The following is a 22838-nucleotide window of genomic DNA, read 5'->3' on the forward strand; positions in this document are numbered from 1 at the left end:
ACTCCTTGTTTGACTGACTGCCGGTCACTCATGCCAATTCGCGGCAGATGAGCGAGACCATCATCCTGATATGGGCCTGATCGCTGTTGAGGGCCGGAATATATTCAAACCGCTCGCCACCGGCCTCCATGAAGATCTCCCGATTCTGTACCTGAATTTCCTCGAGGGTTTCGAGGCAGTCGGCCGCAAAGGCAGGGCAAATCACATCGAGTCGCTTGACCCCGGCGGCCGGCAGGCCAGCGATGGTCACGTCGGTGTAGGGCTTGAGCCACTCCTCCTTGCCAAAGCGGGATTGGAAGCTGGCGGTCCACTGCCCGGCCTCCAGCCCGAGCGCCTCGGCCAGCAGAGTGGCGGTGTAGCGACACTGGTGACCATAGGGGTCCCCTTCGTTCTCGTAGCGCTCGGGAATACCGTGGAACGACATCAGCAGGTGATCACCCTGACCGTGCAGCTCCCAGTGACGGCGCACGCTCATGGCCAACGCCTGAATGTATTCGGGATGGGCGTGATAATCACGAATGAGCCGTACCACCGGCAGATTGCGCTCTCTCTTCATCGCCTTGCTCCAGGCATCGAAGACCGAGGCGGTGGTACTGACCGAATATTGCGGATAGAGCGGCAACAGGATCACCCGGTTGACCCCTTTGGCCTTGAGCGCCTGCCAGCCATCATTCACTGACGGGGAACCATAGGTCATCGCCAGCTCCACCGGCACCTCGACCCCCTCCCGCTTGAGCTCCTGCTCCAGTGCGGCGCGCTGCTGCTTGCTTATCACCATCAGCGGCGAGCCCTGCTCGGTCCACACCTGCTGATAGAGCTTGGCCACTTTGGGCGAGCGCGTCGGCAAGATGATGAAGTGGAGCAGCGGACACCAGAGGTAACGGGGCAAGTCCACCACACGGGGATCGTGCAGGAACTGGCTGAGGAACGCTTTGACGGCAGCGGTGGTCGGTGCGGCTGGGGTACCCAGATTGACCAGCAATATTCCGGTTTTCGTGGTCACGTTGGCTTCCTGTCTATCTGTCATTATGCAAAAAGGGCCCGACAGGGCCCTTCTCTTTATTTATCTGATGGCACGGGAAACAGTGCCGGCAGCAAAGATCAGCCCAGAATGGTGGCAAGCTGCTTGCTGACCAGATCAACCGGCTGGGTGCCGTCGATCTTGACGTAACGGGTGTGGCCCGCTTCCGCCTCTTTGCCGTAGAAACCGATCAGCGGCGCGGTCTGCTGATGATATACATCCAGACGCTTGCGTACTGTGGTCTCTTCGTCGTCGGCGCGGATCACCAGATCTTCACCGGTCACGTCATCCTTGCCTTCCACTTTCGGCGGGTTGAACACCACGTGGTAGGTACGGCCGGAGCCGGAGTGAACGCGACGGCCGCTCATGCGCTTGACGATCTCTTCGTCCGGCACATCGAACTCCAGCACGAAATCAACCACGACACCGGCGTCCTTCATGGCTTGCGCCTGGGGAATGGTGCGCGGGAAACCGTCCAACAGGAAGCCTTTGGCGCAGTCCGGCTGAGCGATGCGCTCTTTAACCAGACCGATGATGATGTCGTCAGAGACCAGCTGACCTGCGTCCATCACAGCTTTGGCTTTCAGACCGAGCTCGGTGCCCGCTTTGATCGCCGCACGCAGCATGTCGCCGGTGGAGATCTGGGGAATACCGTGTTTTTCCATGATGAACTGAGCCTGGGTACCTTTGCCGGCGCCCGGAGCCCCCAACAGAACAATGCGCATACACGCTCCTATTGATTGGTTATTCAAATCTTGCGAAGGCAAAAAAGTACACGGTTTCGCCCGTTTCTACAAGGGTGAGCCACCTGAATGAGCACTTTATCGCCACAATAACCGGCTGATCGAACAGGATTTCATCGCAAGGTGAAGACGCAAAAATAGCCAGGGATTCAGCATAGAGCGCCAAAAACAGGAAGGAGGTACGGCAGAAAAAAAGATCCCGGCTCAGGGCCGGGAATTGCGCTCAAAGTAACTACTTGTCGCTCGTAGTAGGAACAGGGCAATAGTAGGTTGCCCCCTGTGCGTCAACAACTGTCAGATGTGACAGGCAAGCCGCTATGGAACCGAAACTGCGGATCCGGCGCGCAGATAAGCTCGGCTTCCAGTTTGCCAAAGAAGGCCACCCGCTCGCTGATATCCTCCCCTGCGTACTGTTCGGCCAGGCTCAAGTAATCCTGATAGTGGCGCGCCTCGGAGCGCAGCAAAGAGACATAGAAGCGGCTCAGCTCCTCGTCCAGATGGGGCGCCAGCTTGGCAAACCGCTCGCAGGAGCGGGCCTCGATATAGGCGCCGATGATCATCTTGTCGACTATGGTGGCCGGTTCATGTGTGCGCACATGCTGCATCAATTGGCGGGCATAGCGGGAGGCCGTCACCGGCCCGTACTCGATACCGCGGGCCTGCATGATCTCCAGTACCTGCTCGAAGTGATGCAGCTCCTCCTGAATGAGCCGCACCATGGGAAACAGCAGCGGATTGCGTTCCAGCTCGGCAAAGACCGAGCGATCAGACTCACCCATGGTGCGTTTGCCCAGGATCTCGGCCTTCTCCGGGATGGCATCCAGCTCGCGATAAAACTCCAACTTGGGCAGCAGATGGCGCTTGCCCTTGGGCAGGCAGTAGCGGCGTACCAGACTGTGGGCGGTGAGTGCGGCCTTGGTCTCGCAGTTGGCGTGATCGATGAGCAGGGTCGGCAAACGGGCCGGATCCCGCGCCATCTCCACCCACTCATCCGGGGTCTCGCACTGCAGAAACTGGCGCACTGGGGCTAGCAGATCATCCATCTAAACTCTCGTTTGTTAAACACGCCGGTTAAAAGCGTATCGGTCATATATGTTGCCGCCTATGCTAGCGGATCCCGCTGGCCATGCCCATATCCGGCAAGATAAACGGATGTTTTTCAAACAGATATCACCTCTCCCTTCTGCCCGTGCGAGGTAGAAACGACAATGGGGGCCACTGGCCCCCATCTCGCTATCCCATCCGGCAAAACCGCAAACGTTTAACTGCCTTCGTTAAAAATTTCCAGATTGCTGGTGCCTTCCTGCCATTCACGCACCGCTTTGGTATCATCGTTGCGCAAGGCATTGAGGTGATCCAGATAGGACTGGTCCACGTCGGAGGTGACGTAGTGGCCATTGAAGACCGAGGTCTCGAAGTGACGCAGGTCCGGGTTGATCTCCCGCACTGCCGCTTCCAGATCTTCCAGATCCTGGAAAATCAGGCCGTCGGCGCCAATCAGCTTGCACACCTCTTCCACTTCACGGCCGTGGGCGATCAGCTCGTTGGCGGTGGGCATGTCGATACCGTAGACGTTGGGGAATCGAATTTCCGGTGCCGCCGAAGCGAAGTAAACCTTGGCTGCCCCTGCTTCACGGGCCATCTGGATGATCTGCTCGGACGTGGTACCGCGCACGATGGAGTCATCCACCAGCAACACCTTCTTGCCCTTGAACTCGGAGCTGATGGCGTTGAGCTTGCGACGCACCGACTTTTTGCGCTGGGTCTGGCCCGGCATGATGAAGGTACGTCCGATGTAGCGGTTCTTCACGAAGCCCTGACGGTATGGCAGGTCCAGGGTGTGGGCGATCTCCAGCGCCACGTCACAGGAGGTCTCGGGGATGGGAATGACCACATCGACGTCGAGATCTTCCCACTCGCGGGCAATCTTTTGACCCAGCTTGCGGCCCATGTTGAGGCGGGCAGCGTAGACCGAGACTTTGTCGATGCACGAATCGGGACGGGCGAAGTAGACATATTCGAAGATGCAGGAGCTCATCTGCGGGTTCTCCGCACACTGCTCGGAGAAGAGCTGGCCCTGCTCGGTGATGTAGATGGCTTCACCCGGCGCAATATCCCGTACCGTCTCGAAACCGATGGCGTCGAGCGCCACGCTCTCGGAGGCGAGCATGTACTCCACCTGGCCAAGCTCGTCCTGACGACGACCGAGGATCAGCGGGCGAATGCCGTTGGGATCACGAAAACCGATGAGACCATGGCCAATCACCAGCGAGACCACCGCATAAGCGCCGCGGATCTGCTGATGGGTTCTGCGCACCGCGGCGAAGATATCTTCGGGACGCAGGGCCATCTTGTCACAGCGATCCAGCTCGTGGGCCAGCACGTTCAGCAGCACTTCCGAGTCGGAGGTGGTGTTGATGTGGCGACGGGCGACCTTGAACTGCTGCTCCTTGAGCTCCTTGGCGTTGGTGAGGTTGCCGTTATGGGCCAGCACCATGCCGTAGGGCGAGTTCACATAAAAAGGTTGGGCTTCAGCGGCACTTGAGCTACCTGCGGTGGGATATCTGACATGACCTATGCCGATGTTCCCTTGCAAACGCTGCATGTGGCGCACTTCAAACACGTCCTTCACCAGGCCATTGGCCTTGCGTTGCCGGAAGTTTCCACTATCAATGGTCACGATCCCGGCGGCATCCTGTCCCCTGTGCTGCAACACCGTCAAGGCGTCGTAGAGGGCCTGATTGACGGGGGTGGTGCCAACTATACCGACAATACCACACATGTCTTTGCTACCTCGAAGTCACTATACCTGTTTAAGAAAACTGGATGAGTTCAACATGAACCCGAAAAACCACTGGATCACCGGCTTGAACTCCGGCACCAGCTTGGATGCCACCCACCAGTCGCTCTGGGAGAGGCTGGTGAAGGTATCCATGAAAAAAAGCAGGGCACTGACGATCAGCACCCCGCGAATTGCACCGAAGCAGACCCCCAGCACCCGATCGGTACCGGAGAGACCCGTCTTGTCCACCAACAGGCCCACCACATAGTTGACCACGCTGCCGAGGATCAGAGTCGCCACAAACAGCGCCGCGATGGCCAGACCGTTGCGAACCAGCGCGTCGGAGAAGGAGGTGAAATAGACGGCGAGATCGGGATAGAAATGGCTGGCAATAAAGAAGGCGACGAACCAGGTGACAAGAGACATGGCCTCCTTGACGAAGCCGCGCACCAGGCTGATGAGAGCAGAAAAACCGACGATGCCGATGATGGCGTAATCAATCCAGACCATAGAAAAAGATGTCCTGCGAAATTGCGGCGCAGTCTAACAAAAACGATTGCGCATTGCTTGATAAAAATGTGTTAACTGTTCAAAGCGACGCCGAAAAGCCGCATTTTTTCAGCACTAAAACGGTTGATCGGCGCCAGAATGCACAACGCCATGGCAATGCCATGGCGTTGTGGTCTGCGGCGTGAGCTTACCCGATGTGGGTCAGGCCACCCATGTAGGATTGCAGCGCAGCCGGGATGGCGATGCGGCCATCTTCCTGCTGGTAGTTTTCCATCACGGCAACCAGAGTACGACCCACTGCCAGACCGGAGCCGTTCAGGGTGTGCAGCAGCTGCGGCTTGCCGTCGATACGCACGCGAGCCTGCATGCGACGCGCCTGGAAGTCGGTGCAGTTGGAGACGGAGGAGATCTCGCGGTAAGTGTTCTGGGCCGGCAGCCACACTTCCAGATCGTAGGTTTTGGAAGCGCAGAAGCCCATGTCACCGGTAGAGAGCGCCATCACGCGATACGGCAGCTCCAGCAGTTGCAGCACCTTCTCGGCGTGACCCACCATCTCTTCCAGTGCATCCCAAGATTTCTCCGGGTGAACCAGCTGAACCATTTCGACCTTGTCGAACTGGTGCATACGGATGAGGCCACGGGTATCACGACCGTAGGAACCGGCTTCAGAGCGGAAGCAGGGGCTGTGAGCGGTCATCTTGATTGGCAGCTCTTGCGCGTCAAAGATCTCGTCACGGGCCATGTTGGTGAGCGGCACTTCGGAGGTCGGGATCAGAGAGAACTTGCGCACCTTGCCCTCTTCTTCCCCTTCACCCTCGATACCGGTGTTGAACAGATCCTGGGCAAATTTCGGCAACTGACCGGTGCCATAGAGGCTGTCCGGGTTCACCAGATAGGGCACGTAGCACTCGGTGTAACCGTGCTGCTGGGTGTGCAGATCCAGCATGAACTGAGCCAGGGCACGGTGCAGACGGGCAATCTGACCCTTCATCACCACAAAACGGGTACCGGAGAGTTTGACGCCATTCTTGAAGTCAACGCCCTTGGCCGCTTCGCCCAGATCGATGTGATCGCGTACCGGGAAGCTGAACTCGCGCGGGGTCCCCCAGCGGCGCACTTCCACGTTGTCGTTCTCGTCACGGCCCACCGGAGTAGTTTCGCTCGGCAGGTTGGGGATGGCGTCGGCAATGGCTTTCAGCTGGGCCAGTAGGGCATCCAGCTCGACCTTGCTGGTTTCCAGCTCGTCGTTGATTTTGGTCACTTCGGCCTTGAGCGGGGCAACATCTTCACCACGACGGGCAGCTTCACCGATGGATTTGGAGCGGGCGTTGCGCTCGGCCTGCAGCTCCTGGGTACGGGACTGCAGATCCTTGCGTTTCTCTTCCAGAGCGTTGACAGCCGCTACGTCCAGAACGTAGCCACGTGTCGCCAGACGAGCGGCAGCCTCTTCGATATCGCTGCGCAGATATTTGGGATCCAGCATGGTTTACCTACTTTTTTAAAATGGGATCTGGGCCTGAGTCGTCATGACGGGCTGGGAAACAGATCCGGAAGTTAACATCGGTTGGCGCACCCCAATCGTCTTCAGAATCGGGCCTTAACTATCACAGGCCTTCGAGATCAAGAAGATGGCGCAAGGCCAAGACAAGCGGGGTCAGACGGGCAGTGTAGCAGACCGCCCCCCCGCCCGAACAGGGACTATTTGTGTCGTTTTTACCGACTTTGACACGCAAACCGTCCTGCATATTCAAACGCCTGACCAATTTTCAGCCACGCGGGGTAACAAAGGGGCTATTTGCCCCGTTGCTGCGGACTTTGCCTGTCCAGTTCATGGAGGTAATCGAGCTTCTGACCAATCTGCTTTTCAAGGCCGCGATCGGTGGGCTGGTAGTACTGCTTGCCCGCCAGCTCGGGCGGAAAATACTGCTCGCCCGCAGCATAAGCGCCCGGCTCGTCATGGGCGTAGCGATACTCGGCGCCATAGCCCAGATCGCTCATCAATTTGGTCGGCGCATTGCGCAGGTGTACCGGCACCTCGAAGTCAGGGAGGTTTTTGGCATCATGAAGCGCCGCCTTCCAGGCGGTATAGACCGCATTGCTTTTCGGGGCGCAGGCGAGATAGACGATCGCCTGGGCGATGGCCCGCTCCCCTTCCGCCGGCCCGATCCGATGGAAGCAATCCCAGGCCGACAGGGCGACCTGCATGGCGCGCGGATCGGCATTGCCCACATCTTCCGAGGCAATCGCCAGCAAGCGGCGGGCGATATAGAGGGGATCGCAACCGGCGCTCACCATACGGGCATACCAGTAGAGCGCCGCATCCGGCGCCGAGCCGCGAATGGATTTGTGCACCGCGGAGATGAGGTCGTAGAAGTGATCGCCCCCCTTGTCGAAGCGGGCCACGTGCTCCCCCACCACGGCAGCGAGCAGGGCACTGTCGATCACCCGCGCCCCTGTGCAGTCGGTTTCGGCCATATCGGCCAACAGCTCCAGATAGTTGAGGGATTTTCGCCCGTCCCCATCCACCGCCTTGGCCAACGCCTCTTTGACGCCGGGGGCAAAGGTGAGTGCCGGATCATTGAGACCACGGGGATCGGTCATCGCCTGATCGAGCATGGCGAGAATATCGCTCTCCTCCAGTCGCTTGAGCAGATATACCCGAGCTCGTGAGAGCAGTGCGTTATTGAGTTCGAACGAGGGGTTTTCGGTGGTGGCACCGATAAAGGTGATGGTGCCATCTTCGATGTGGGGCAGGAACACATCCTGCTGGCTCTTGTTGAAGCGGTGCACCTCATCCACGAACAGGATGGTACGCACCCCGCGCCAGCTGTTCTCCTTCGCCTTGTCGATGGCGGCACGGATCTCCTTGATACCGGAGGTGACCGCAGAGAGTCGCTCCACTTCCGCCTGACAGTAGTGAGCCATCAGCTCCGCCAGCGTGGTCTTGCCGGTACCGGGCGGCCCCCACAGGATCATCGAGTGGCAGTGACCCGCCAGGATCGCTTTGCGCAGGGGCTTGTCAGCCCCCAGGATATGTTGCTGACCGATATACTGGTCGAGGTTTTGCGGCCGCATCCGGGCCGCCAGCGGACGAAAATCCGATGAGAAATCCAGCGACAAGTTACTCATCTGTATTGACCACCCAGCGTCACGCCACTCGCCTTTGACTGGTGCGGTGGCGAGCAATCAAACGACCGCTTGCTCATTAGCGCTGGTCGTCCAGCTCGACCCCCTTCGGGATCTTGAAAACAAATTCGTTGCCCTTGAGCACCGGCTTGCGGTTGAAGCTGCTCAGGGTGAATTCACTCCACTGCCCTTGCGCCTCTTTCACATCGAAACGACTGATGTTGTCTTGTCTGTCGAAGGTGACACGGAAGGAGGCAATCAGCTCATCCTTGTTGCGGCTGGTGACGGTGTAGACATCCCCCTGCTGGGTCACGTCATAGTTCTTCCAGAACTTGTCGTCATTGCCGGCGATCAGAATAAAGGGGGTGTTGAGCACCGCATCTTTCAGCTTGAGGGCGGTGACCTGCTCGACGAAGGGATCATAGACCCAGACATCCTGACCATCTGCCACGATCAGGCTCTCGTCCGGCGAGGTAGTGTGCCAGTTGAAACGGTTTGGCCGCTGCACCAGCAGGTCGCCGCTGGCCTTTTGCAGCTCCTTGCCCTTGCTGTCATAGACGGTCTGGGCAAATTTGGCGGAGAAGAGGCTCACCCCCGCCAGCTTCTGTTTGAGATCGCTGGCCGCATCGGCCCACACCTGGCTGCTGGCCATCAGCAGCACGGTACCCATCAACAGTTGTTTTTTCATCACGCTCTTCATAAAGACGCTCTCGATAAAAGGCCACGCCCGCGGAGGGCATGGCCAGGGATAGTATGAAACGGTGAGGCTTAGTCCCGCACCGGCGGCGGTGCCAGCACGTCGCGCTGACCATTGCCACCCGGTGAGCTGACGATGCCCTGATTCTCCATCTGCTCGATGAGACGGGCTGCCCGGTTGTAACCAATCTTGAACTTGCGCTGGACGCTGGAGGTCGAGCCACGGCGGGACTCCACCACGAAAGCGACCGCTTCGTCGAACAAGGGGTCGAGCTCTTCATCGCCACCACCGCCATATTCGCCGCTGCCACCTTCGCCACCCGACTCACCGGAGAGGATCTCTTCGATGTAGTTCGGCTCGCCGCGCAGTTTCCAGTCCGCCACCACCTTGTGCACTTCGTGGTCATCGACGAACGCACCGTGTACCCGGGTCGGGTTGGAGGTCCCAGCCGGCATGTAGAGCATGTCGCCCATACCAAGCAGAGATTCGGCGCCCCCCTGATCGATGATGGTGCGCGAGTCGATTTTGCTCGATACCTGGAACGAGATCCGGGTCGGGATGTTGGCCTTGATAAGACCGGTGATGACATCCACCGACGGACGCTGGGTCGCCAGAATAAGATGAATACCGGCGGCCCGCGCCTTCTGGGCGATACGGGCGATCAGCTCTTCCACCTTCTTGCCGACGATCATCATCATGTCGGCAAACTCGTCCACCACCACCACGATGTGGGGCAGTTTCTCCAGCTCCGGCGGCATCTGATCCATGGAGTCACCCGGGCGCCACAACGGATCCAGCAGGGGTTCCCCCTCCTCGATGGCGGCCAGTACTTTGTCGTTGTAGCCCTTGAGGTTGCGCACCCCGACCGCCGACATCAGCTTGTAACGGCGTTCCATCTCGCCCACACACCAGCGCAGGGCGTTGGCGGCATCCTTCATGTCGGTCACCACCTCGGTCAGCAGGTGCGGGATCCCTTCGTAGACCGAGAGTTCCAGCATCTTGGGGTCGATCATGATGAAACGCAAATCATCGGGGGATGACTTGTAGAGCATCGAGATGATCATGGTGTTCACCCCCACCGACTTACCGGAACCTGTGGTACCGGCCACCAGCAGGTGCGGCATCTTGGCCAGGTTCACCACCACCGGCTCGCCGGCAATGTCCTGACCCAGGCCCATGGTGAGCGGGTTGCGGCTATCGCGGAAAGCATCGCAGTCGAGGGTTTCGCGCAGGTAAACGGTCTGACGCACCCGGTTGGGCAGCTCGATACCGACATAGGTTTTACCCGGGATCACTTCCACCACCCGCACGCTGCTGGCAGACAAGGAGCGGGCCAGATCGCGCGAGAGGTTGGTGATCTTGCTCGCCTTCATGCCCGGCGCCAGATCCAGCTCGAAACGGGTAATGACCGGGCCCGGATAGACACCGACCACCTTGGCCTGCACGTTGTAGTCGGCAAGCTTGGCCTCCACCAGACGGCCCATGCGATCCAGCTCATCCTTGCTCATCATCTGGGTCTTGGCGGGTGGACGGTCGAGCAGCTCGATACTCGGCAACGGCGGCAGCGTAGATTGCGGACGACGCTTGGGCTTGGTCGGTGCGACGGCTACCGGTGCGGCGATCTCGTCGTCCCCTTCGGCCCAGGGCAGATCCAGATCGTCATCATCATCGGCCACAGCCAGTACCGGCTGACGGCGCCCATTGGCGGCCGCCACCGCACGTTTGGGCTTGGCAGCCGGAGCCGGCTCGTCCTCTTCATCATCAAACTGGGGATCGAACTCGAAGGTATCGTCGTCGAGTTCCGGCAGCCACTCTTCGGAGGCAGCCTTCTGGTTCTTGGCCTTGGGCTTGCGAGTCCAGCTGGTGTGCGGCTCATCTTCCTCGTCATCAAACGCGATGGCCCCTACCCCGCCTTCCAGCAAGGGATCCGGCCCCTCGTTGCGGGGTTGACGCCAGCCACCGGTCAGCCAGCGGCCGAGGGTGGTCGGGAAGTGGTAAACAGCGCTGACCGAACCGGTACAGGCCGCGCCGATCTGCTCGACGATGGTGAGCCAGGACCAGCCGGTAAACAGGGTGATGCCGGTTGCCACGAAGCAGAGCAGCATCAGGTTGGCCCCGACGCCGCCAAACAGCGGCACCACGGCAGAAGCGATCACATCCCCCACCAGACCACCGGCGGAGAAGTTTTGCATATCGTTGAAGTTCATGCTGGCAATGGCCGACATGCCGAGCACGGTCAGGATAAAGCCGATGATCCGCACCCCCAGGGTGAGGTAATCCACATCGAGCAGACGGCTCGGGCGCCAGAAGAGACTCCAGCCCAGCAGCACCACCAGCGGCGGCACCAGATAGGAGAAGGCACCAAAGGTAAACATGGTGATATCGGCGAGCCAGGCACCGGCACTACCGGCGAGGTTCTTTACCTCCCCTTGCCAGGAGGTCTGGGACCAGCCGGGATCAGCGGGATGATAGGACAACAGGGCAAGCAGAAGATAAGCAGCCATCAGGGTGATGGCGATCAAGACGGCTTCGAAGATCCGTTGTGTACCTGATAAAGGAGTAAACAGCTTTTTATCGGCCAAACTCCGGCTCCTTTCTGAAAACATGTAATGCAGGAAATAAGGGGGCCTAGTATCCCCGAAAAGCCCATCGATTGTCAGCCAGAGCCTGATGGGACGGGGCCATATTTGCAATTATCTTTACAAGAAGAAACGAGCGGACCGGCCGCTCGTTTCTGACTGTCATGGTGTCTCATATGGGAAAGATACCACGGCATAACCTGCTTTATCGGGTGCTGATCACCAGACGACTGCTCTGCTTGACCTCTTCCATCACCACGTAGGTGCGGGTGTCATTGACACCGGGCAGACGCAGCAGGGTTTCCCCCAACAGACGGCGGTAAGCCGACATGTCGCTGACTCGGGTCTTGAGCAGATAGTCGAAGTCACCGGAAACCAGATGACACTCCTGGATCTCTTCGAGCACCTGAACAGCCTTGTTGAACTGTTCAAACACATCAGGCGCCCCGCGATTGAGGGTTATCTCTACAAACACCAGCAGAGATGCGTCCAGATAATGAGGGTTCAGAATAGCGGCATATCCTTCGATATAACCTTGTCGCTCGAGGCGACGAACCCGTTCCAGACACGGTGTAGGACTCAGGCCAACTCGCTTGGACAACTCAACATTCGAAATCCTGCCATCCTTTTGCAGTTCATTAAGAATGTTGCGGTCAATCCTGTCCAAATCCTTTAGCCGACTCTTAGCTTCCATCATTTTATTCCATCCTTTGGCTATTTTTTGGTAAGAATCACCAGTCATTTTATAATTATGGTCACAAATCCTGTCAATACCTGAATATACTAGGCGCAAATGTTGGTTAACATTTTGGCAACATGAAACACCAATCTATAGACGAGGGATAGCATGATTATCGGTGTACCTAAAGAGATAAAAAACCATGAATACCGCGTAGGCATGGTTCCGGCCAGTGTACGTGAACTGACAGCACGAAACCATACTGTTTTCGTCCAAAGCGGTGCCGGAAACGGCATTGGCTTCAGCGATGCAGATTATATCGCTGTTGGAGCCGAAATTTTGGCCTCTGCAGCAGAGGTTTTCGCCAAAGCCGAGATGATCGTCAAGGTCAAGGAACCTCAGCCTGTCGAATGTGCCATGCTGCGTCCGGGTCAGACCCTGTTCACCTATCTGCATCTGGCGCCAGACTTGCCCCAGACCGAAGCCCTGCTGAAAAGCGGCGCCATCTGTATCGCCTATGAAACCGTCACCGACGGCCGTGGCGGTCTGCCCCTGCTGGCCCCCATGTCGGAAGTGGCCGGACGCATGTCTATTCAGGCGGGTGCCCAAGCGCTGGAAAAATCGCGCGGTGGTAGCGGTGTGCTGCTCGGCGGCGTACCCGGTGTCGAACCAGCCAAGGTGGTGATCATCGGTGGCGGCGTGGTCGGCTCCAATGCAGCCCGCATGGCCATTGGCCTGCGCGCGGATGTCACCATCCTCGACAACAACGTCGATACCTTGCGTCGTCTCGATAACGAGTTCCAGGGAGCAGCCAAGGTGGTTTACTCCAACAGCGAGACGCTGGAGCGCCATCTGCTGGCGGCCGATCTGGTCATCGGCGGCGTGCTGGTGCCGGGTGCCACTGCGCCAAAACTTGTCAGCCGTGACCACATTGCGCGCATGAAGCCGGGTTCTGCCATCGTCGATGTGGCCATCGATCAGGGCGGCTGTGTGGAAACCTCCCACGCCACCACCCACCAGGATCCGACCTATATCGTCGATGAGGTGGTGCACTACTGTGTCGCCAACATGCCGGGGGCGGTGGCCCGCACCTCGACCGTGGCGCTCAACAATGCCACCCTCCCCTTTATCATCAAGCTGGCCCAGCAAGGGTATCGTCAGGCACTGCTGAGCGACCCCAACCTGTTGCACGGGCTCAACGTGATGGAGGGCAAGCTCACTTGCAAGGAAGTGGCCGTGGCACATGGCCTTGCCTACACGGATCCCCTAACCCTGCTGAACTGATCTGCGCTGGCCTGCGCCAGTTGGAGATGAGTGAAAATCCGCCCGCGATGGGCGGTTTTTTTATTCCTTTATTTTGCATGTCACCCCTTGTGAACACGATTAGTGCAATCGACTCACCAGCCTTTGACCCCGGATCACGAATTACCTACAATCGCGCAAACTCATCACATCCCGGAAATGACATCATGAGCCAAGTCACTCACAGCAAATTGCTGATCTTAGGGTCAGGCCCGGCCGGTTACACCGCGGCCGTCTATGCCGCCCGCGCCAACCTCAATCCCCTGCTCATCACCGGCATGCAGCAAGGGGGTCAGCTGACCACCACCACCGAAGTGGAGAACTGGCCAGGTGATCCGGAAGGGCTGACCGGCCCGGCCCTGATGGAGCGCATGAAAGAGCATGCAGAGAAGTTCGATACCCGCATCCTGTTTGATCACATCAACAGTGTCGAACTGACTCAACGCCCGTTCCGTCTCAAGGGCGACAACGGCGAATACACCTGCGATGCCCTGATCATCGCGACCGGCGCCTCCGCCAAGTATCTGGGTCTGCCCTCCGAAGAGGCCTTCAAGGGTCGCGGCGTCTCCGCCTGTGCCACCTGTGACGGTTTCTTCTACCGCAATCAGGAAGTGGCGGTGATCGGCGGCGGCAACACCGCAGTTGAAGAAGCCTTGTATCTGGCCAACATCGCCAAGAAGGTGCACCTGATCCACCGCCGCGACGAGTTCCGTGCCGAGAAGATCCTGATCAAACGTCTGCACGACAAGGTCGCGAGCGGCAACATCGTGCTGCACACCCACCAGACCCTGGACGAAGTGCTGGGGGATCAGATGGGGGTCACCGGTGTGCGCCTGCGCAACACTCAGGACAACAGCACCAGCGAGCTGCCGCTGATGGGGGTCTTCATCGCCATCGGCCATCAGCCCAATACCCAGATCTTCGATGGCCAGCTGGAGATGCAAAACGGCTATCTGAAGGTACGTGGCGGCCTCGACGGTTTTGCCACCCAGACCAGCATTGAAGGTGTCTTCGCTGCCGGCGACGTGGCCGACCACAACTACCGTCAGGCGATCACCTCTGCCGGTACCGGCTGCATGGCAGCCCTCGATGCCGAACGCTACCTCGACGCGCAATAAACAAGCGTAGTTGTGATATAAGGCATACCAGTCGGTATGCCTTTTTTATTTAAAGGAGTCTAATGAAACAGAAGATATTGATTGTCGAAGATAGCCTGACCATCCGCCGTATGCTGACTCAGGCCATTGCCCAGCAAACTGGCCTCGAGATTGACGCCTTCGATACCCTCGAAGGTGCCCGTCACTGTCGGGGAGAGGAGTATGTGGTCGCGCTGGTGGACTTGACCTTGCCGGATGCGCCCCGTGGCGAAGCGGTCAACGAGCTGCTGGCTCGAGGTTTGCCGGTGGTGATCCTCACTGCCGACATCAGCGAGGATAAACGTGCCGCCTGGCTGGAAACCGGCGTGCTGGACTATGTGATGAAGGATTCGCGCCACTCGCTGCAATATGCCGTCAGTCTGGTGCACCGCCTCTATCTCAACCAGTCCATCGAAGTGCTGGTAGTCGACGACTCACGCACCTCCCGTCACCGCACCATGGCCCAGTTGCGCAAGCAGTTGTTGCAGGTGCATGAGGCCAGTCATGCCCGTGAAGCGATGGCGATGCTGGAGCAACACCCGGACATCCGGCTGGCACTGGTCGACTACTATATGCCGGATATCGATGGCATCAGTCTGGTGCGGATGCTGAGAGAGCGATACAGCAAGCAGCAGCTCGCGATTATCGGGATCTCGGTCTCGGACAAGCGCGGTCTCTCTGCTCGCTACCTCAAGCAAGGCGCCAACGACTTTCTCAACCAGCCGTTCGAGCCGGAAGAGCTGCAGTGTCGGGTCAGCCACAATCTGGAAGCGCTCGAGCAGTTCAACAGCATTCAGGAGTCAGCCAATCGTGACTACCTGACCGGTCTCTACAACCGGCGCTACTGGTTCAACGAAGGGCAAAAATGGTTTGAAGAGCATCAGCGTCAGCAGACGCCTCTTGCACTCTGTGTGCTCGATGTGGATCACTTCAAGCAGGTCAACGATCACTGGGGCCATGCCATCGGCGATCAACTGCTCTGCCATCTGACCCGGCTACTGACCCAGTTCTTCCCCGATGCCATGATCGCCCGATTTGGCGGAGAGGAGTTTGCCATGATGGTGCCTCACTGTACCGTCCCCGTGTTGATCAAGCGTCTTGAAGGGCTGCGTCAGCAGCTGCGCCAGCAACCCTTGTCACCGGAAACCCCGCTGTTTGTTCGCGCCTGTTACGGTGTGATCAGCGTCGGGCGGATATCCATGGACGAGGCGCTGAGCGTAGCGGATCGGCTGCTCTATCAGGCAAAGAACACCGGTCGCGACAAGATAGTCTCTCAAGAGACAGCTATCTGAATCCTCAGGGCATCAGTCCCGTGTATTACCGCCCGACAGACTTTCCACCAGGAGAGTCTGCGGGTTCCTTTCCTTCCACAATCTCCCCATCACCATGACTATCGAAAGTCAGTAGGTCTTGTCGACCCGCACCCCATCATCGAAGTAGAGAATGCGCACCTTGTCCCCATTGGTAAAAACCATGGCGGGATCATAATCCTGGATCACGTTGATAAGGGCATTTTGCTCGTTGCGGATCAGCAGCTCCACCAACTTGTTTTCCACCACGGTTCCCCCGGACTGGTATTGCTGCGCAGCTGCAGCTCCCGCCAGCGCCCCGACGGCGGTGGCGATTTCACGACCATGACCGCCGCCAAACTGGTTGCCCAGCAGGCCGCCCAACACGGCACCACCCAGCGTCTTCCAGCCAGAGTGCTCGGACTCCAGGATCTGGCGCTGGGTAATATTGCGCACCGTTTCGACCTGACCAAACACCACCTGATTGACTGGCCGCGCGGTATTGCGCTGGTAGACTTCCGCCCCGGCGGGCGCCGTGACAAAGCAGAGCAAGCTGGATACTATCAGGATAATGGCCTTCATCTATGAACCTCGTTGCCTTATGTCTCGCTATCTTACCCAACTGGATGATGAGCTTTGCTGGTTTCCCGACCCCAGCCATGCGCTGGAAGAGCCCAACGGCTTGCTGGCGATCGGCGGGGATCTCTCCCCTGCCAGATTGCTGGCAGCTTACCACAAGGGGATCTTCCCGTGGAATGAACCCCACCAGCCGACCCTGTGGTGGTCACCGGATCCCCGCGGGGTGATCCGTCCCGACCAACTCCATGTGGGGCGGACACTGCAGAAGATTATCCGCCGTACCCCATTCGATCTTTCCGTCAATCGCGCCTTTAATGAAGTCATCACCGCCTGCGCCGCCCCTCGTCGCACTGCCGATGGCACCTGGATCAGCCAACCCATGATCGAGGCCTACCAGCAGTTGCATCGGCTGGGTCATGCCCACTCGATCGAGATCTGGCAGGAAGGAGAGCTGCAAGCGGGACTGTATGGCCTCTCTATCGGCCGACTGTTTTGCGGTGAATCCATGTTCAGCCGGATTGATAACGGCGCCAAACTTGCCATGGTGGCACTCTGTCGACACTTTTCACTCCATGGTGGAGCACTTATCGATTGCCAGATGCAGAATCCGTTTCTGGCGACCCTGGGTATCGAGGAGTGGCCAAGGGCCCGTTTTCTGGCCGAGCTGGCGCGCCTTGGCCATCAACCACTGTTGGCTTCCTGCTGGCAAGAGGGGGAGATCAGCCTATGACTGAAGAAGTGATCCTTAAAGTAGGGCTGACTCCCAAGCATCCCTGCAGTTATCTGGACCATGAGCAGGAGCAATTGCTGGTACTGATGGATCACAATCTGCTCAACGCCAACGGCTACGAGAGATTGTTGACTGCCGGTTTTCGCCGCAGTGGCAACGACATCTATCGCCCCCACTGCCCGGCGTGCCATGCCTGCCAATCCCTTCGAATTCACAGCGAGCGCTTTCGTCCCAGCCGTGGCCAGAAGCGGATCCGCCAGCTCAACAAAGATATCGAGATCGTCCTGAGCTACGACGACAAGCCCGAGTATTACCTGCTCTACGAACGTTATATCCGCGAACGCCACCACGATGGCAGCATGTATCCCCCCAACCGCAGCCAGTATCGTGGGTTTCTCCATTGTGACTGGATGCCGCCGCTCTACCTGGAGATGCGCAAAGATGGCCGCCTTATCGGTGTAGCCACCACAGACCTGCTGCCCCACTCCTTGAGCGCCATGTACACCTTCTTCGATCCTGACTATGCCGATCGCTCCCTGGGCACCTTTGCCATCCTCTGCCAGCTCGATCTGGCCAGGCGAACCGGGCGAAGCTGGCTCTATCTTGGCTATCTGGTAGAGGCGTGTCGCAAGATGAATTACAAACGCAATTACCTCCCTCATGAACTGTTAATTCAGGGGGAATGGAAAAATATCGACACCAAGCCCGAGTAAACTTTACACATAGCCTTAAATCCGGCATGATCCAGCGGTTTTTTGTTGTGGCTTATCAAGAGGATTCAATGGCTAAAGAAGACAGTATTGAGATGCAGGGCACTATTCTCGAAACCCTGCCCAATACCATGTTCCGTGTGGAACTGGAGAATGGTCACGTGGTTATCGCTCATATTTCAGGCAAGATGCGCAAAAACTACATTCGTATCCTGACTGGAGACAAAGTAACGGTAGCACTGACTCCCTACGATCTCTCCAAGGGACGTATTGTTTTCCGCTCTCGCTAAGCCAGGAATTCAGCAAAAAACCCCAACCTTTCGGTTGGGGTTTTTTGTCGTTTTCTGATCACTAACGCTTAGTGGGAAACAGCTTCAACATTGACCTGAAAATCAAAGCTGAGGCTGTCATTTACCAACTCAACCTTCACAATTCCCCCGTCAACCAGTGAACCAAACAGGATCTCGTTGGCCAGGGGTTTCTTGAGGTGCTCCTGGATTACCCGACCCATCGGTCTGGCGCCCATGGCTCTGTCATATCCCTTCTCTGCCAACCAGTGGCGGGCACGCTCTGACACCTCGAGAGAAACTCCCTTCGCATCCAGTTGAACCTGCAATTCGACAATGAACTTGTCGACCACCTGATGGATCACTGTCATATCCAGATGGTTGAACCAGATGGTGTGATCAAGCCGGTTGCGAAACTCCGGACTGAAGGTCTTGTTGATCACCGCCATGGCATCGTGGCTCAAATCCTGTTGCTGGAAGCCAATAGATTTGCGCTGAGTCTCCTGCAAACCGGCGTTGGTAGTCATCACCAAAATGACGTTACGGAAATCCGCCTTGCGCCCGTTGTTGTCGGTCAAGGTGCCGTTGTCCATCACCTGCAACAGCAGATTGAATACGTCCGGGTGAGCTTTCTCAATTTCGTCAAGCAACACAACGGAATGAGGATGCTTGATCACCGCATCAGTCAACAGACCACCCTGCTCAAAACCAACATAGCCGGGAGGCGCACCAATCAGACGTGAGACGGTGTGACGCTCCATGTACTCGGACATATCAAAGCGCAGCATCTCGACACCCAATGCCTTGCCCAACTGCTGGGTCACCTCTGTTTTACCAACACCGGTAGGACCGGCAAACAGGAAGCAACCAACCGGGCGACGCTCGTTACCCAAACCTGAACGAGAGAGGCGAATCGCATCGGTCAGCACCTCGATGGCTTTATCCTGACCAAACACCACCATCTTCAGATTGCGCTCCAGGTTCTTCAGTACTTCTTTATCTGAAGAGGAGACTGATTTTTCCGGAATACGGGCGATCTTGGCCACAATGGACTCAATTTCCTGCACATTGATCACTTTCTTGCGCTTGCTCGCAGGCAGCAACCGTTGACCGGCGCCAGCCTCGTCGATCACATCGATCGCCTTGTCGGGTAAGTGACGATCATTGATGTACTTGGCAGAGAGCTCGGCAGCTGCCCGGATCGCCTTGGCGGTATAGCGCACGCCGTGGTGAGCTTCATAGCGACTCTTGAGGCCCATCAGGATGCGAGTGGTGTCATCGATAGTCGGCTCGACAATATCGATCTTCTGGAAGCGACGGGCCAACGCACGGTCTTTCTCGAAGATCTGGGCGTACTCCTGATAAGTGGTGGATCCCACACAGCGGAGCAAACCATTGGAGAGCAGCGGCTTGATCAGGTTGGCTGCATCCAGCTGACCACCGGATGCCGCACCGGCACCGATGATGGTATGGATCTCGTCGATAAAGAGGATGGCCCCTTCCTGACGCTCAATCTGCTTGAGCAGTACCTTGAGGCGCTTCTCGAAATCACCACGGTACTTGGTGCCCGCCAGCAGAGAACCCATATCCAGCGAATAGATGGTACTGCCCGCAATCACCTCGGGCACATCGCCTTTAACGATTCGATAGGCCAGACCTTCGGCAATGGCGGTTTTCCCCACACCCGCTTCACCCACCAGCAGCGGGTTGTTCTTGCGACGACGGCAGAGCACCTGAATGGTACGGTTGAGCTCCTGATCACGACCAATCAGCGGATCGATGCGCCCTTCCAGCACCAGCTGGTTCAGGTTGGTGGCAAAGCTCTCGATCTGGGCGGCCGAGACATCATCATCAGACTCGGGATTGTTATTGCTGCCGAGATCAGGCTTGCTGTCCTTGCGAACCCCGTGGGAGAGGAAATTGACGACGTCGAGACGGCTGATCTCGGCTTTTTTCAGGAAATAGGCAGCTTGTGACTCCTGCTCACTGAAGATAGCAACCAGCACGTTGGCGCCGCTGACTTCGGTATTGCCGGAGGATTGCACATGGAAGACGGCACGCTGCAACACGCGCTGGAAGCCCAGTGTCGGCTGGGTTTCCCGATCTTCATCATCGCGCGGTATGAGCGGAGTAGTTTGGGTGATGAATGCGCGGATCTCCTTGCGCATCTGCTCAACATCGGCACCACAGGAGCTCAGCGCCTCATGGGCTGAACTGTTATCCAGAAGGGCTAACAACAGGTGCTCGACGGTCATGAATTCGTGGCGCTCGTCACGGGCCAGTTTGAAAGCCTCGTTCAGCGTCTTTTCTAGATCTTTATTCAACATAGGCACCTCCCCTAGTACAGCTACAATGTGGTGTCACACTCGCCATCAAGTCATCAGATTCAAGCCTTTTCCATAGTACAGAGCAGTGGATGTTCGTTGTTACGTGCATAGGTGTTGACTTGGACAACCTTGGTTTCGGCGATCTCTGCGGTAAACATGCCGCAGACACCCTTACCACTATAATGCACACTCAGCATGACCTGAGTCGCCTTGTCCAAATCCATACCAAAGAACTTTTGCAGCACCTCCACCACAAACTCCATGGGCGTGTAGTCATCGTTGTTCAACACAACCTTATACATGGGTGGCGGCTGCAGCTTTGTTTTCTCTGCTTCTGCAATCTCTTCATTAGCAAAGAGTTCTTTCTGCTTGCTCATAATCGCGCTTTGGTACCTCTAGATTACTACCGTCTAACACAAGGTTGTCAATAGACTTGTTAACCAGATCACATCAGCTGTTAACAACTTCTTGACTCGCTCAAAAGTTAGACTAGATTGGTTACTTGCTAATCTGTGCCCGTCTGCTATGGGCCCATGTCCCTAGTTATAAAGGGCTGGCGCAGGTTACTCAACGACTTCTGGGTAATCAATAAAAGGATGTAGAAGTATGGCAACCGGCACAGTTAAGTGGTTTAACAACGCAAAAGGATTTGGGTTTATCTGTCCGGAAGGGGGCGGTGAGGATATCTTCGCTCACTACTCCACGATTCAAATGGAGGGCTACAAGACCCTGAAAGCGGGTCAGGCTGTCAATTTTGAACTGCAACAGGGGCCGAAAGGAAATCACGCCTCTGTGATTGTGCCAAACGAAGCACAAAATATGTAAATAACACCCGTTGGATAAATAAAAAACCGGTTCCTCTCTGAGCAACCGGTTTTTTATTGTCAGATTTCTGGCGAATCCTGCCTCCTCACGGGATCACAGGGTTATCACCAGCCATAATCAGTCGTGATATTCACTGCAGGCGATCAGGGTATTTTCCATCAGGCTGGCGACCGTCATCGGGCCCACACCACCGGGTACCGGAGTAATGAAGGAGGCATGGCTGCGCGCCGTCTCAAACTCCACATCACCGACCAGCGAACCATCAGCCAGGCGATTGATGCCCACATCAATTACCAGTGCTCCCGGTTTGATCCACTCCCCAGGTATGAAGTTGGGCTTGCCGACTGCGACAACCAGCAGATCGGCACGGCGTACCTGATCTTCCAGATCCCGGGTAAAACGGTGACAGGTCGTGGTCGTGCAGCCCGCCAGTAGCAATTCGAGGGTCATGGGACGCCCGACGATGTTGGAAGCACCGACCACAACGGCGTGCAAACCATGGGTTTTGACACCGGTGGTCTCGATCAGTGTCATGATCCCTTTCGGAGTGCAAGGGCGCAGCGCCGGAATACGTTGGGCCAGACGACCGACGTTATACGGGTGAAATCCATCTACATCCTTGTCAGGCTGGATCCGCTCCAGCACCTGAGTGGTATCAAAGTGATCCGGCAACGGCAGCTGAACCAGAATGCCATCTACGTGGCTATCCGCATTCAGTTGTTCAATCAGCGCCAGCAACTCTTCCTGACTGGCGGTTGCACTCAGATCATAGGAGCGGGAGAGAAACCCCACCTCCTCACATGCCCGGCGTTTGCTGCCGACATAGACCTGAGAGGCGGGATCCGCCCCCACCAGAATGACTGCCAGCCCTGGAGCCCGTTTCCCTGCCGCCAACCGCTGTTGGACTTGCGCCGCGACCTGGCTGCGAATCGTTTGCGCAACCTGTTTTCCATCTATGATTTTGGCAGACATCGTTCTCCACTCACCATGTGTTCAACTGCCGCGCATTGTCGCATTTTTTTAGCCGGGATGTTAGCGGCAGACGCACGCCAGACCTGTAGCGGGCAATAAGTAGGCACTTGAATTTACTGGGGGAAAAAGTCGTTGACGCTGGCCCTTACGCTTGGCTATGATGCCCGCCCGTTGCCCAGTACGACTCATGTCGATATGCTGGTCAGGGATTTTCGGTGATTAGCGCAGTCCGGTAGCGCATCTGGTTTGGGACCAGAGGGTCAAAGGTTCGAATCCTTTATCACCGACCATGTTCATCGACTCGTCCTCAAGACGTGTTGATATAAAGCGCCCTTAGCTCAGTTGGATAGAGCAACGGCCTTCTAAGCCGTGGGTCGCAGGTTCGAATCCTGCAGGGCGCGCCATTGATGTTCCCCAATCCTTCTGGATTGGCGAGCGTTGATGAAAATTTCAGTGGTGGCTGTAGCTCAGTTGGTAGAGTCCCGGATTGTGATTCCGGTTGTCGTGGGTTCGAGCCCCATCAGCCACCCCATTATTCTGTCGA

General features: G+C 57.2%; 22 protein-coding genes and 3 tRNA genes. 11 read left to right on the forward strand and 14 right to left on the reverse strand.

Translation table 11 applies throughout. The features are described from left to right. Positions 1-28: 28 nt before the first annotated feature. The 5 genes from hemH to AB5Z05_RS02175 form a co-directional block, all read right to left on the reverse strand. Positions 29-1003 (reverse strand): ferrochelatase, encoded by a 975-nt coding sequence (hemH, locus tag AB5Z05_RS02155; RefSeq protein ID WP_368149994.1) that lies wholly within the window; start codon positions 1001-1003, stop codon positions 29-31. 98 nt (positions 1004-1101) lie between these two features. Beyond that, on the reverse strand, positions 1102-1746 hold the full coding sequence (gene adk / locus AB5Z05_RS02160; RefSeq protein ID WP_005337083.1) for an adenylate kinase: 645 nt from the start codon (positions 1744-1746) through the stop codon (positions 1102-1104). A gap of 302 nt (positions 1747-2048) precedes the next feature. Then, positions 2049-2807, reverse strand: coding sequence for a tRNA-(ms[2]io[6]A)-hydroxylase (locus AB5Z05_RS02165; protein WP_368149995.1), 759 nt, complete (start codon positions 2805-2807; stop codon positions 2049-2051). A gap of 218 nt (positions 2808-3025) precedes the next feature. Next, positions 3026-4546: an amidophosphoribosyltransferase gene (purF, locus tag AB5Z05_RS02170; protein WP_042063846.1), complete on the reverse strand. Its 1521-nt coding sequence runs from the start codon at positions 4544-4546 to the stop codon at positions 3026-3028. 21 nt (positions 4547-4567) lie between these two features. Next, entirely contained in the window at positions 4568-5056 is a 489-nt protein-coding gene (locus AB5Z05_RS02175) for a CvpA family protein (protein WP_005337086.1), read from the reverse strand. 8 nt (positions 5057-5064) lie between these two features. Between AB5Z05_RS02175 and AB5Z05_RS02180 the strand changes: the two genes are divergently transcribed. Then, positions 5065-5241 carry a hypothetical protein gene (locus AB5Z05_RS02180; RefSeq protein WP_155395816.1) on the forward strand — a complete coding sequence of 59 codons (177 nt, stop codon included), beginning with the start codon at positions 5065-5067 and terminating at the stop codon, positions 5239-5241. Between the two features lie 2 nt (positions 5242-5243). Here the strand turns inward: AB5Z05_RS02180 and serS are convergent, their stop codons facing one another. The 5 genes from serS to lrp all read right to left on the reverse strand — a co-directional run bounded on the left by serS (position 5244) and on the right by lrp (position 12155). Then, on the reverse strand, positions 5244-6539 hold the full coding sequence (gene serS / locus AB5Z05_RS02185) for a serine--tRNA ligase (protein WP_005337087.1): 1296 nt from the start codon (positions 6537-6539) through the stop codon (positions 5244-5246). A gap of 308 nt (positions 6540-6847) precedes the next feature. Next, positions 6848-8185: a replication-associated recombination protein A gene (locus AB5Z05_RS02190; RefSeq protein ID WP_368149996.1), complete on the reverse strand. Its 1338-nt coding sequence runs from the start codon at positions 8183-8185 to the stop codon at positions 6848-6850. A gap of 76 nt (positions 8186-8261) precedes the next feature. Further along, positions 8262-8870 (reverse strand): outer membrane lipoprotein chaperone LolA, encoded by a 609-nt coding sequence (lolA, locus tag AB5Z05_RS02195; RefSeq protein ID WP_041202312.1) that lies wholly within the window; start codon positions 8868-8870, stop codon positions 8262-8264. 80 nt (positions 8871-8950) lie between these two features. Continuing rightward, positions 8951-11461 (reverse strand): DNA translocase FtsK, encoded by a 2511-nt coding sequence (locus AB5Z05_RS02200; RefSeq protein ID WP_158113149.1) that lies wholly within the window; start codon positions 11459-11461, stop codon positions 8951-8953. A 202-nt stretch (positions 11462-11663) separates the two neighbouring features. Then, entirely contained in the window at positions 11664-12155 is a 492-nt protein-coding gene (gene lrp / locus AB5Z05_RS02205; protein WP_005300047.1) for a leucine-responsive transcriptional regulator Lrp, read from the reverse strand. Positions 12156-12305: 150 nt separating this feature from the next. Between lrp and ald the strand changes: the two genes are divergently transcribed. The 3 genes from ald (at position 12306) to AB5Z05_RS02220 (ending at position 15867) form a co-directional block, all read left to right on the forward strand. Further along, positions 12306-13421, forward strand: a complete 1116-nt coding sequence (gene ald, locus AB5Z05_RS02210) for an alanine dehydrogenase (protein ID WP_058059143.1) — start codon at positions 12306-12308, stop codon at positions 13419-13421. A gap of 185 nt (positions 13422-13606) precedes the next feature. Then, the gene (gene trxB / locus AB5Z05_RS02215; RefSeq protein WP_019445530.1) at positions 13607-14557 is read left to right on the forward strand and encodes a thioredoxin-disulfide reductase; all 951 of its coding nucleotides are present in this window, start codon (positions 13607-13609) and stop codon (positions 14555-14557) included. A 62-nt stretch (positions 14558-14619) separates the two neighbouring features. After that, complete coding sequence (locus AB5Z05_RS02220) at positions 14620-15867, forward strand: diguanylate cyclase (RefSeq protein ID WP_127006600.1); 1248 nt, start codon at positions 14620-14622, stop codon at positions 15865-15867. Positions 15868-15975: 108 nt separating this feature from the next. On the opposite strand, the gene AB5Z05_RS02225 is transcribed toward AB5Z05_RS02220, so the two are convergent. Next, positions 15976-16446, reverse strand: coding sequence for a glycine zipper 2TM domain-containing protein (locus AB5Z05_RS02225; protein ID WP_058059142.1), 471 nt, complete (start codon positions 16444-16446; stop codon positions 15976-15978). A gap of 19 nt (positions 16447-16465) precedes the next feature. Here AB5Z05_RS02225 and aat point away from each other — a divergent pair, with 19 nt between their 5' ends. From aat to infA, 3 genes are all read left to right on the forward strand, one after another. Next, a complete protein-coding gene (gene aat, locus AB5Z05_RS02230) occupies positions 16466-17173 on the forward strand; it encodes a leucyl/phenylalanyl-tRNA--protein transferase (RefSeq protein WP_127006602.1) in 708 nt (235 codons plus the stop codon). Continuing rightward, positions 17170-17886, forward strand: coding sequence for an arginyltransferase (locus AB5Z05_RS02235; RefSeq protein ID WP_127006603.1), 717 nt, complete (start codon positions 17170-17172; stop codon positions 17884-17886). The genes aat and AB5Z05_RS02235 overlap by 4 nt, the downstream gene beginning before the upstream one ends. 68 nt (positions 17887-17954) lie before the next feature. Next, positions 17955-18173: a translation initiation factor IF-1 gene (infA, locus tag AB5Z05_RS02240; RefSeq protein ID WP_005300033.1), complete on the forward strand. Its 219-nt coding sequence runs from the start codon at positions 17955-17957 to the stop codon at positions 18171-18173. Between the two features lie 68 nt (positions 18174-18241). Here the strand turns inward: infA and clpA are convergent, their stop codons facing one another. Then, entirely contained in the window at positions 18242-20497 is a 2256-nt protein-coding gene (clpA, locus tag AB5Z05_RS02245) for an ATP-dependent Clp protease ATP-binding subunit ClpA (protein WP_368149997.1), read from the reverse strand. Positions 20498-20556: 59 nt separating this feature from the next. Further along, a complete protein-coding gene (gene clpS / locus AB5Z05_RS02250) occupies positions 20557-20874 on the reverse strand; it encodes an ATP-dependent Clp protease adapter ClpS (RefSeq protein ID WP_005337111.1) in 318 nt (105 codons plus the stop codon). Between the two features lie 229 nt (positions 20875-21103). Here clpS and cspD point away from each other — a divergent pair, with 229 nt between their 5' ends. Then, a complete protein-coding gene (cspD, locus tag AB5Z05_RS02255; RefSeq protein ID WP_005300025.1) occupies positions 21104-21322 on the forward strand; it encodes a cold shock-like protein CspD in 219 nt (72 codons plus the stop codon). Positions 21323-21439: 117 nt separating this feature from the next. On the opposite strand, the gene folD is transcribed toward cspD, so the two are convergent. Beyond that, entirely contained in the window at positions 21440-22294 is an 855-nt protein-coding gene (folD, locus tag AB5Z05_RS02260; protein WP_368149998.1) for a bifunctional methylenetetrahydrofolate dehydrogenase/methenyltetrahydrofolate cyclohydrolase FolD, read from the reverse strand. A 213-nt stretch (positions 22295-22507) separates the two neighbouring features. On the opposite strand from folD, the gene AB5Z05_RS02265 reads away from it, so the two are divergent. The 3 genes from AB5Z05_RS02265 to AB5Z05_RS02275 all read left to right on the forward strand — a co-directional run bounded on the left by AB5Z05_RS02265 (position 22508) and on the right by AB5Z05_RS02275 (position 22826). Continuing rightward, a tRNA-Pro gene (locus tag AB5Z05_RS02265) sits at positions 22508-22584 on the forward strand. A 37-nt stretch (positions 22585-22621) separates the two neighbouring features. Then, positions 22622-22698 (forward strand) — tRNA-Arg (locus AB5Z05_RS02270). Positions 22699-22750: 52 nt separating this feature from the next. Continuing rightward, a tRNA-His gene (locus AB5Z05_RS02275) sits at positions 22751-22826 on the forward strand. Positions 22827-22838 lie beyond the last annotated feature (12 nt).

It is taken from the genome of Aeromonas sp. R2-4 (genome assembly GCF_040908365.1).
Classification (GTDB): domain Bacteria; phylum Pseudomonadota; class Gammaproteobacteria; order Enterobacterales; family Aeromonadaceae; genus Aeromonas; species Aeromonas veronii.

Bases quoted from the DNA above. Each gene is read 5' to 3' on its own strand.
- infA (WP_005300033.1), top strand. From the start codon at position 17,955: ATGGCTAAAGAAGACAGTATTGAGATGCAGGGCACTATTCTCGAAACC.
- AB5Z05_RS02175 (WP_005337086.1), bottom strand. From the start codon at position 5,056: ATGGTCTGGATTGATTACGCCATCATCGGCATCGTCGGTTTTTCTGCT.
- purF (WP_042063846.1), bottom strand. From the start codon at position 4,546: ATGTGTGGTATTGTCGGTATAGTTGGCACCACCCCCGTCAATCAGGCC.
- AB5Z05_RS02225 (WP_058059142.1), bottom strand. From the start codon at position 16,446: ATGAAGGCCATTATCCTGATAGTATCCAGCTTGCTCTGCTTTGTCACG.
- trxB (WP_019445530.1), top strand. From the start codon at position 13,607: ATGAGCCAAGTCACTCACAGCAAATTGCTGATCTTAGGGTCAGGCCCG.
- ald (WP_058059143.1), top strand. From the start codon at position 12,306: ATGATTATCGGTGTACCTAAAGAGATAAAAAACCATGAATACCGCGTA.
- AB5Z05_RS02180 (WP_155395816.1), top strand. From the start codon at position 5,065: ATGTCCTGCGAAATTGCGGCGCAGTCTAACAAAAACGATTGCGCATTG.
- AB5Z05_RS02190 (WP_368149996.1), bottom strand. From the start codon at position 8,185: ATGAGTAACTTGTCGCTGGATTTCTCATCGGATTTTCGTCCGCTGGCG.
- adk (WP_005337083.1), bottom strand. From the start codon at position 1,746: ATGCGCATTGTTCTGTTGGGGGCTCCGGGCGCCGGCAAAGGTACCCAG.
- lrp (WP_005300047.1), bottom strand. From the start codon at position 12,155: ATGATGGAAGCTAAGAGTCGGCTAAAGGATTTGGACAGGATTGACCGC.
- AB5Z05_RS02235 (WP_127006603.1), top strand. From the start codon at position 17,170: ATGACTGAAGAAGTGATCCTTAAAGTAGGGCTGACTCCCAAGCATCCC.
- folD (WP_368149998.1), bottom strand. From the start codon at position 22,294: ATGTCTGCCAAAATCATAGATGGAAAACAGGTTGCGCAAACGATTCGC.
- cspD (WP_005300025.1), top strand. From the start codon at position 21,104: ATGGCAACCGGCACAGTTAAGTGGTTTAACAACGCAAAAGGATTTGGG.
- aat (WP_127006602.1), top strand. From the start codon at position 16,466: ATGTCTCGCTATCTTACCCAACTGGATGATGAGCTTTGCTGGTTTCCC.
- clpA (WP_368149997.1), bottom strand. From the start codon at position 20,497: ATGTTGAATAAAGATCTAGAAAAGACGCTGAACGAGGCTTTCAAACTG.
- AB5Z05_RS02165 (WP_368149995.1), bottom strand. From the start codon at position 2,807: ATGGATGATCTGCTAGCCCCAGTGCGCCAGTTTCTGCAGTGCGAGACC.
- clpS (WP_005337111.1), bottom strand. From the start codon at position 20,874: ATGAGCAAGCAGAAAGAACTCTTTGCTAATGAAGAGATTGCAGAAGCA.
- AB5Z05_RS02220 (WP_127006600.1), top strand. From the start codon at position 14,620: ATGAAACAGAAGATATTGATTGTCGAAGATAGCCTGACCATCCGCCGT.
- lolA (WP_041202312.1), bottom strand. From the start codon at position 8,870: ATGAAAAAACAACTGTTGATGGGTACCGTGCTGCTGATGGCCAGCAGC.
- serS (WP_005337087.1), bottom strand. From the start codon at position 6,539: ATGCTGGATCCCAAATATCTGCGCAGCGATATCGAAGAGGCTGCCGCT.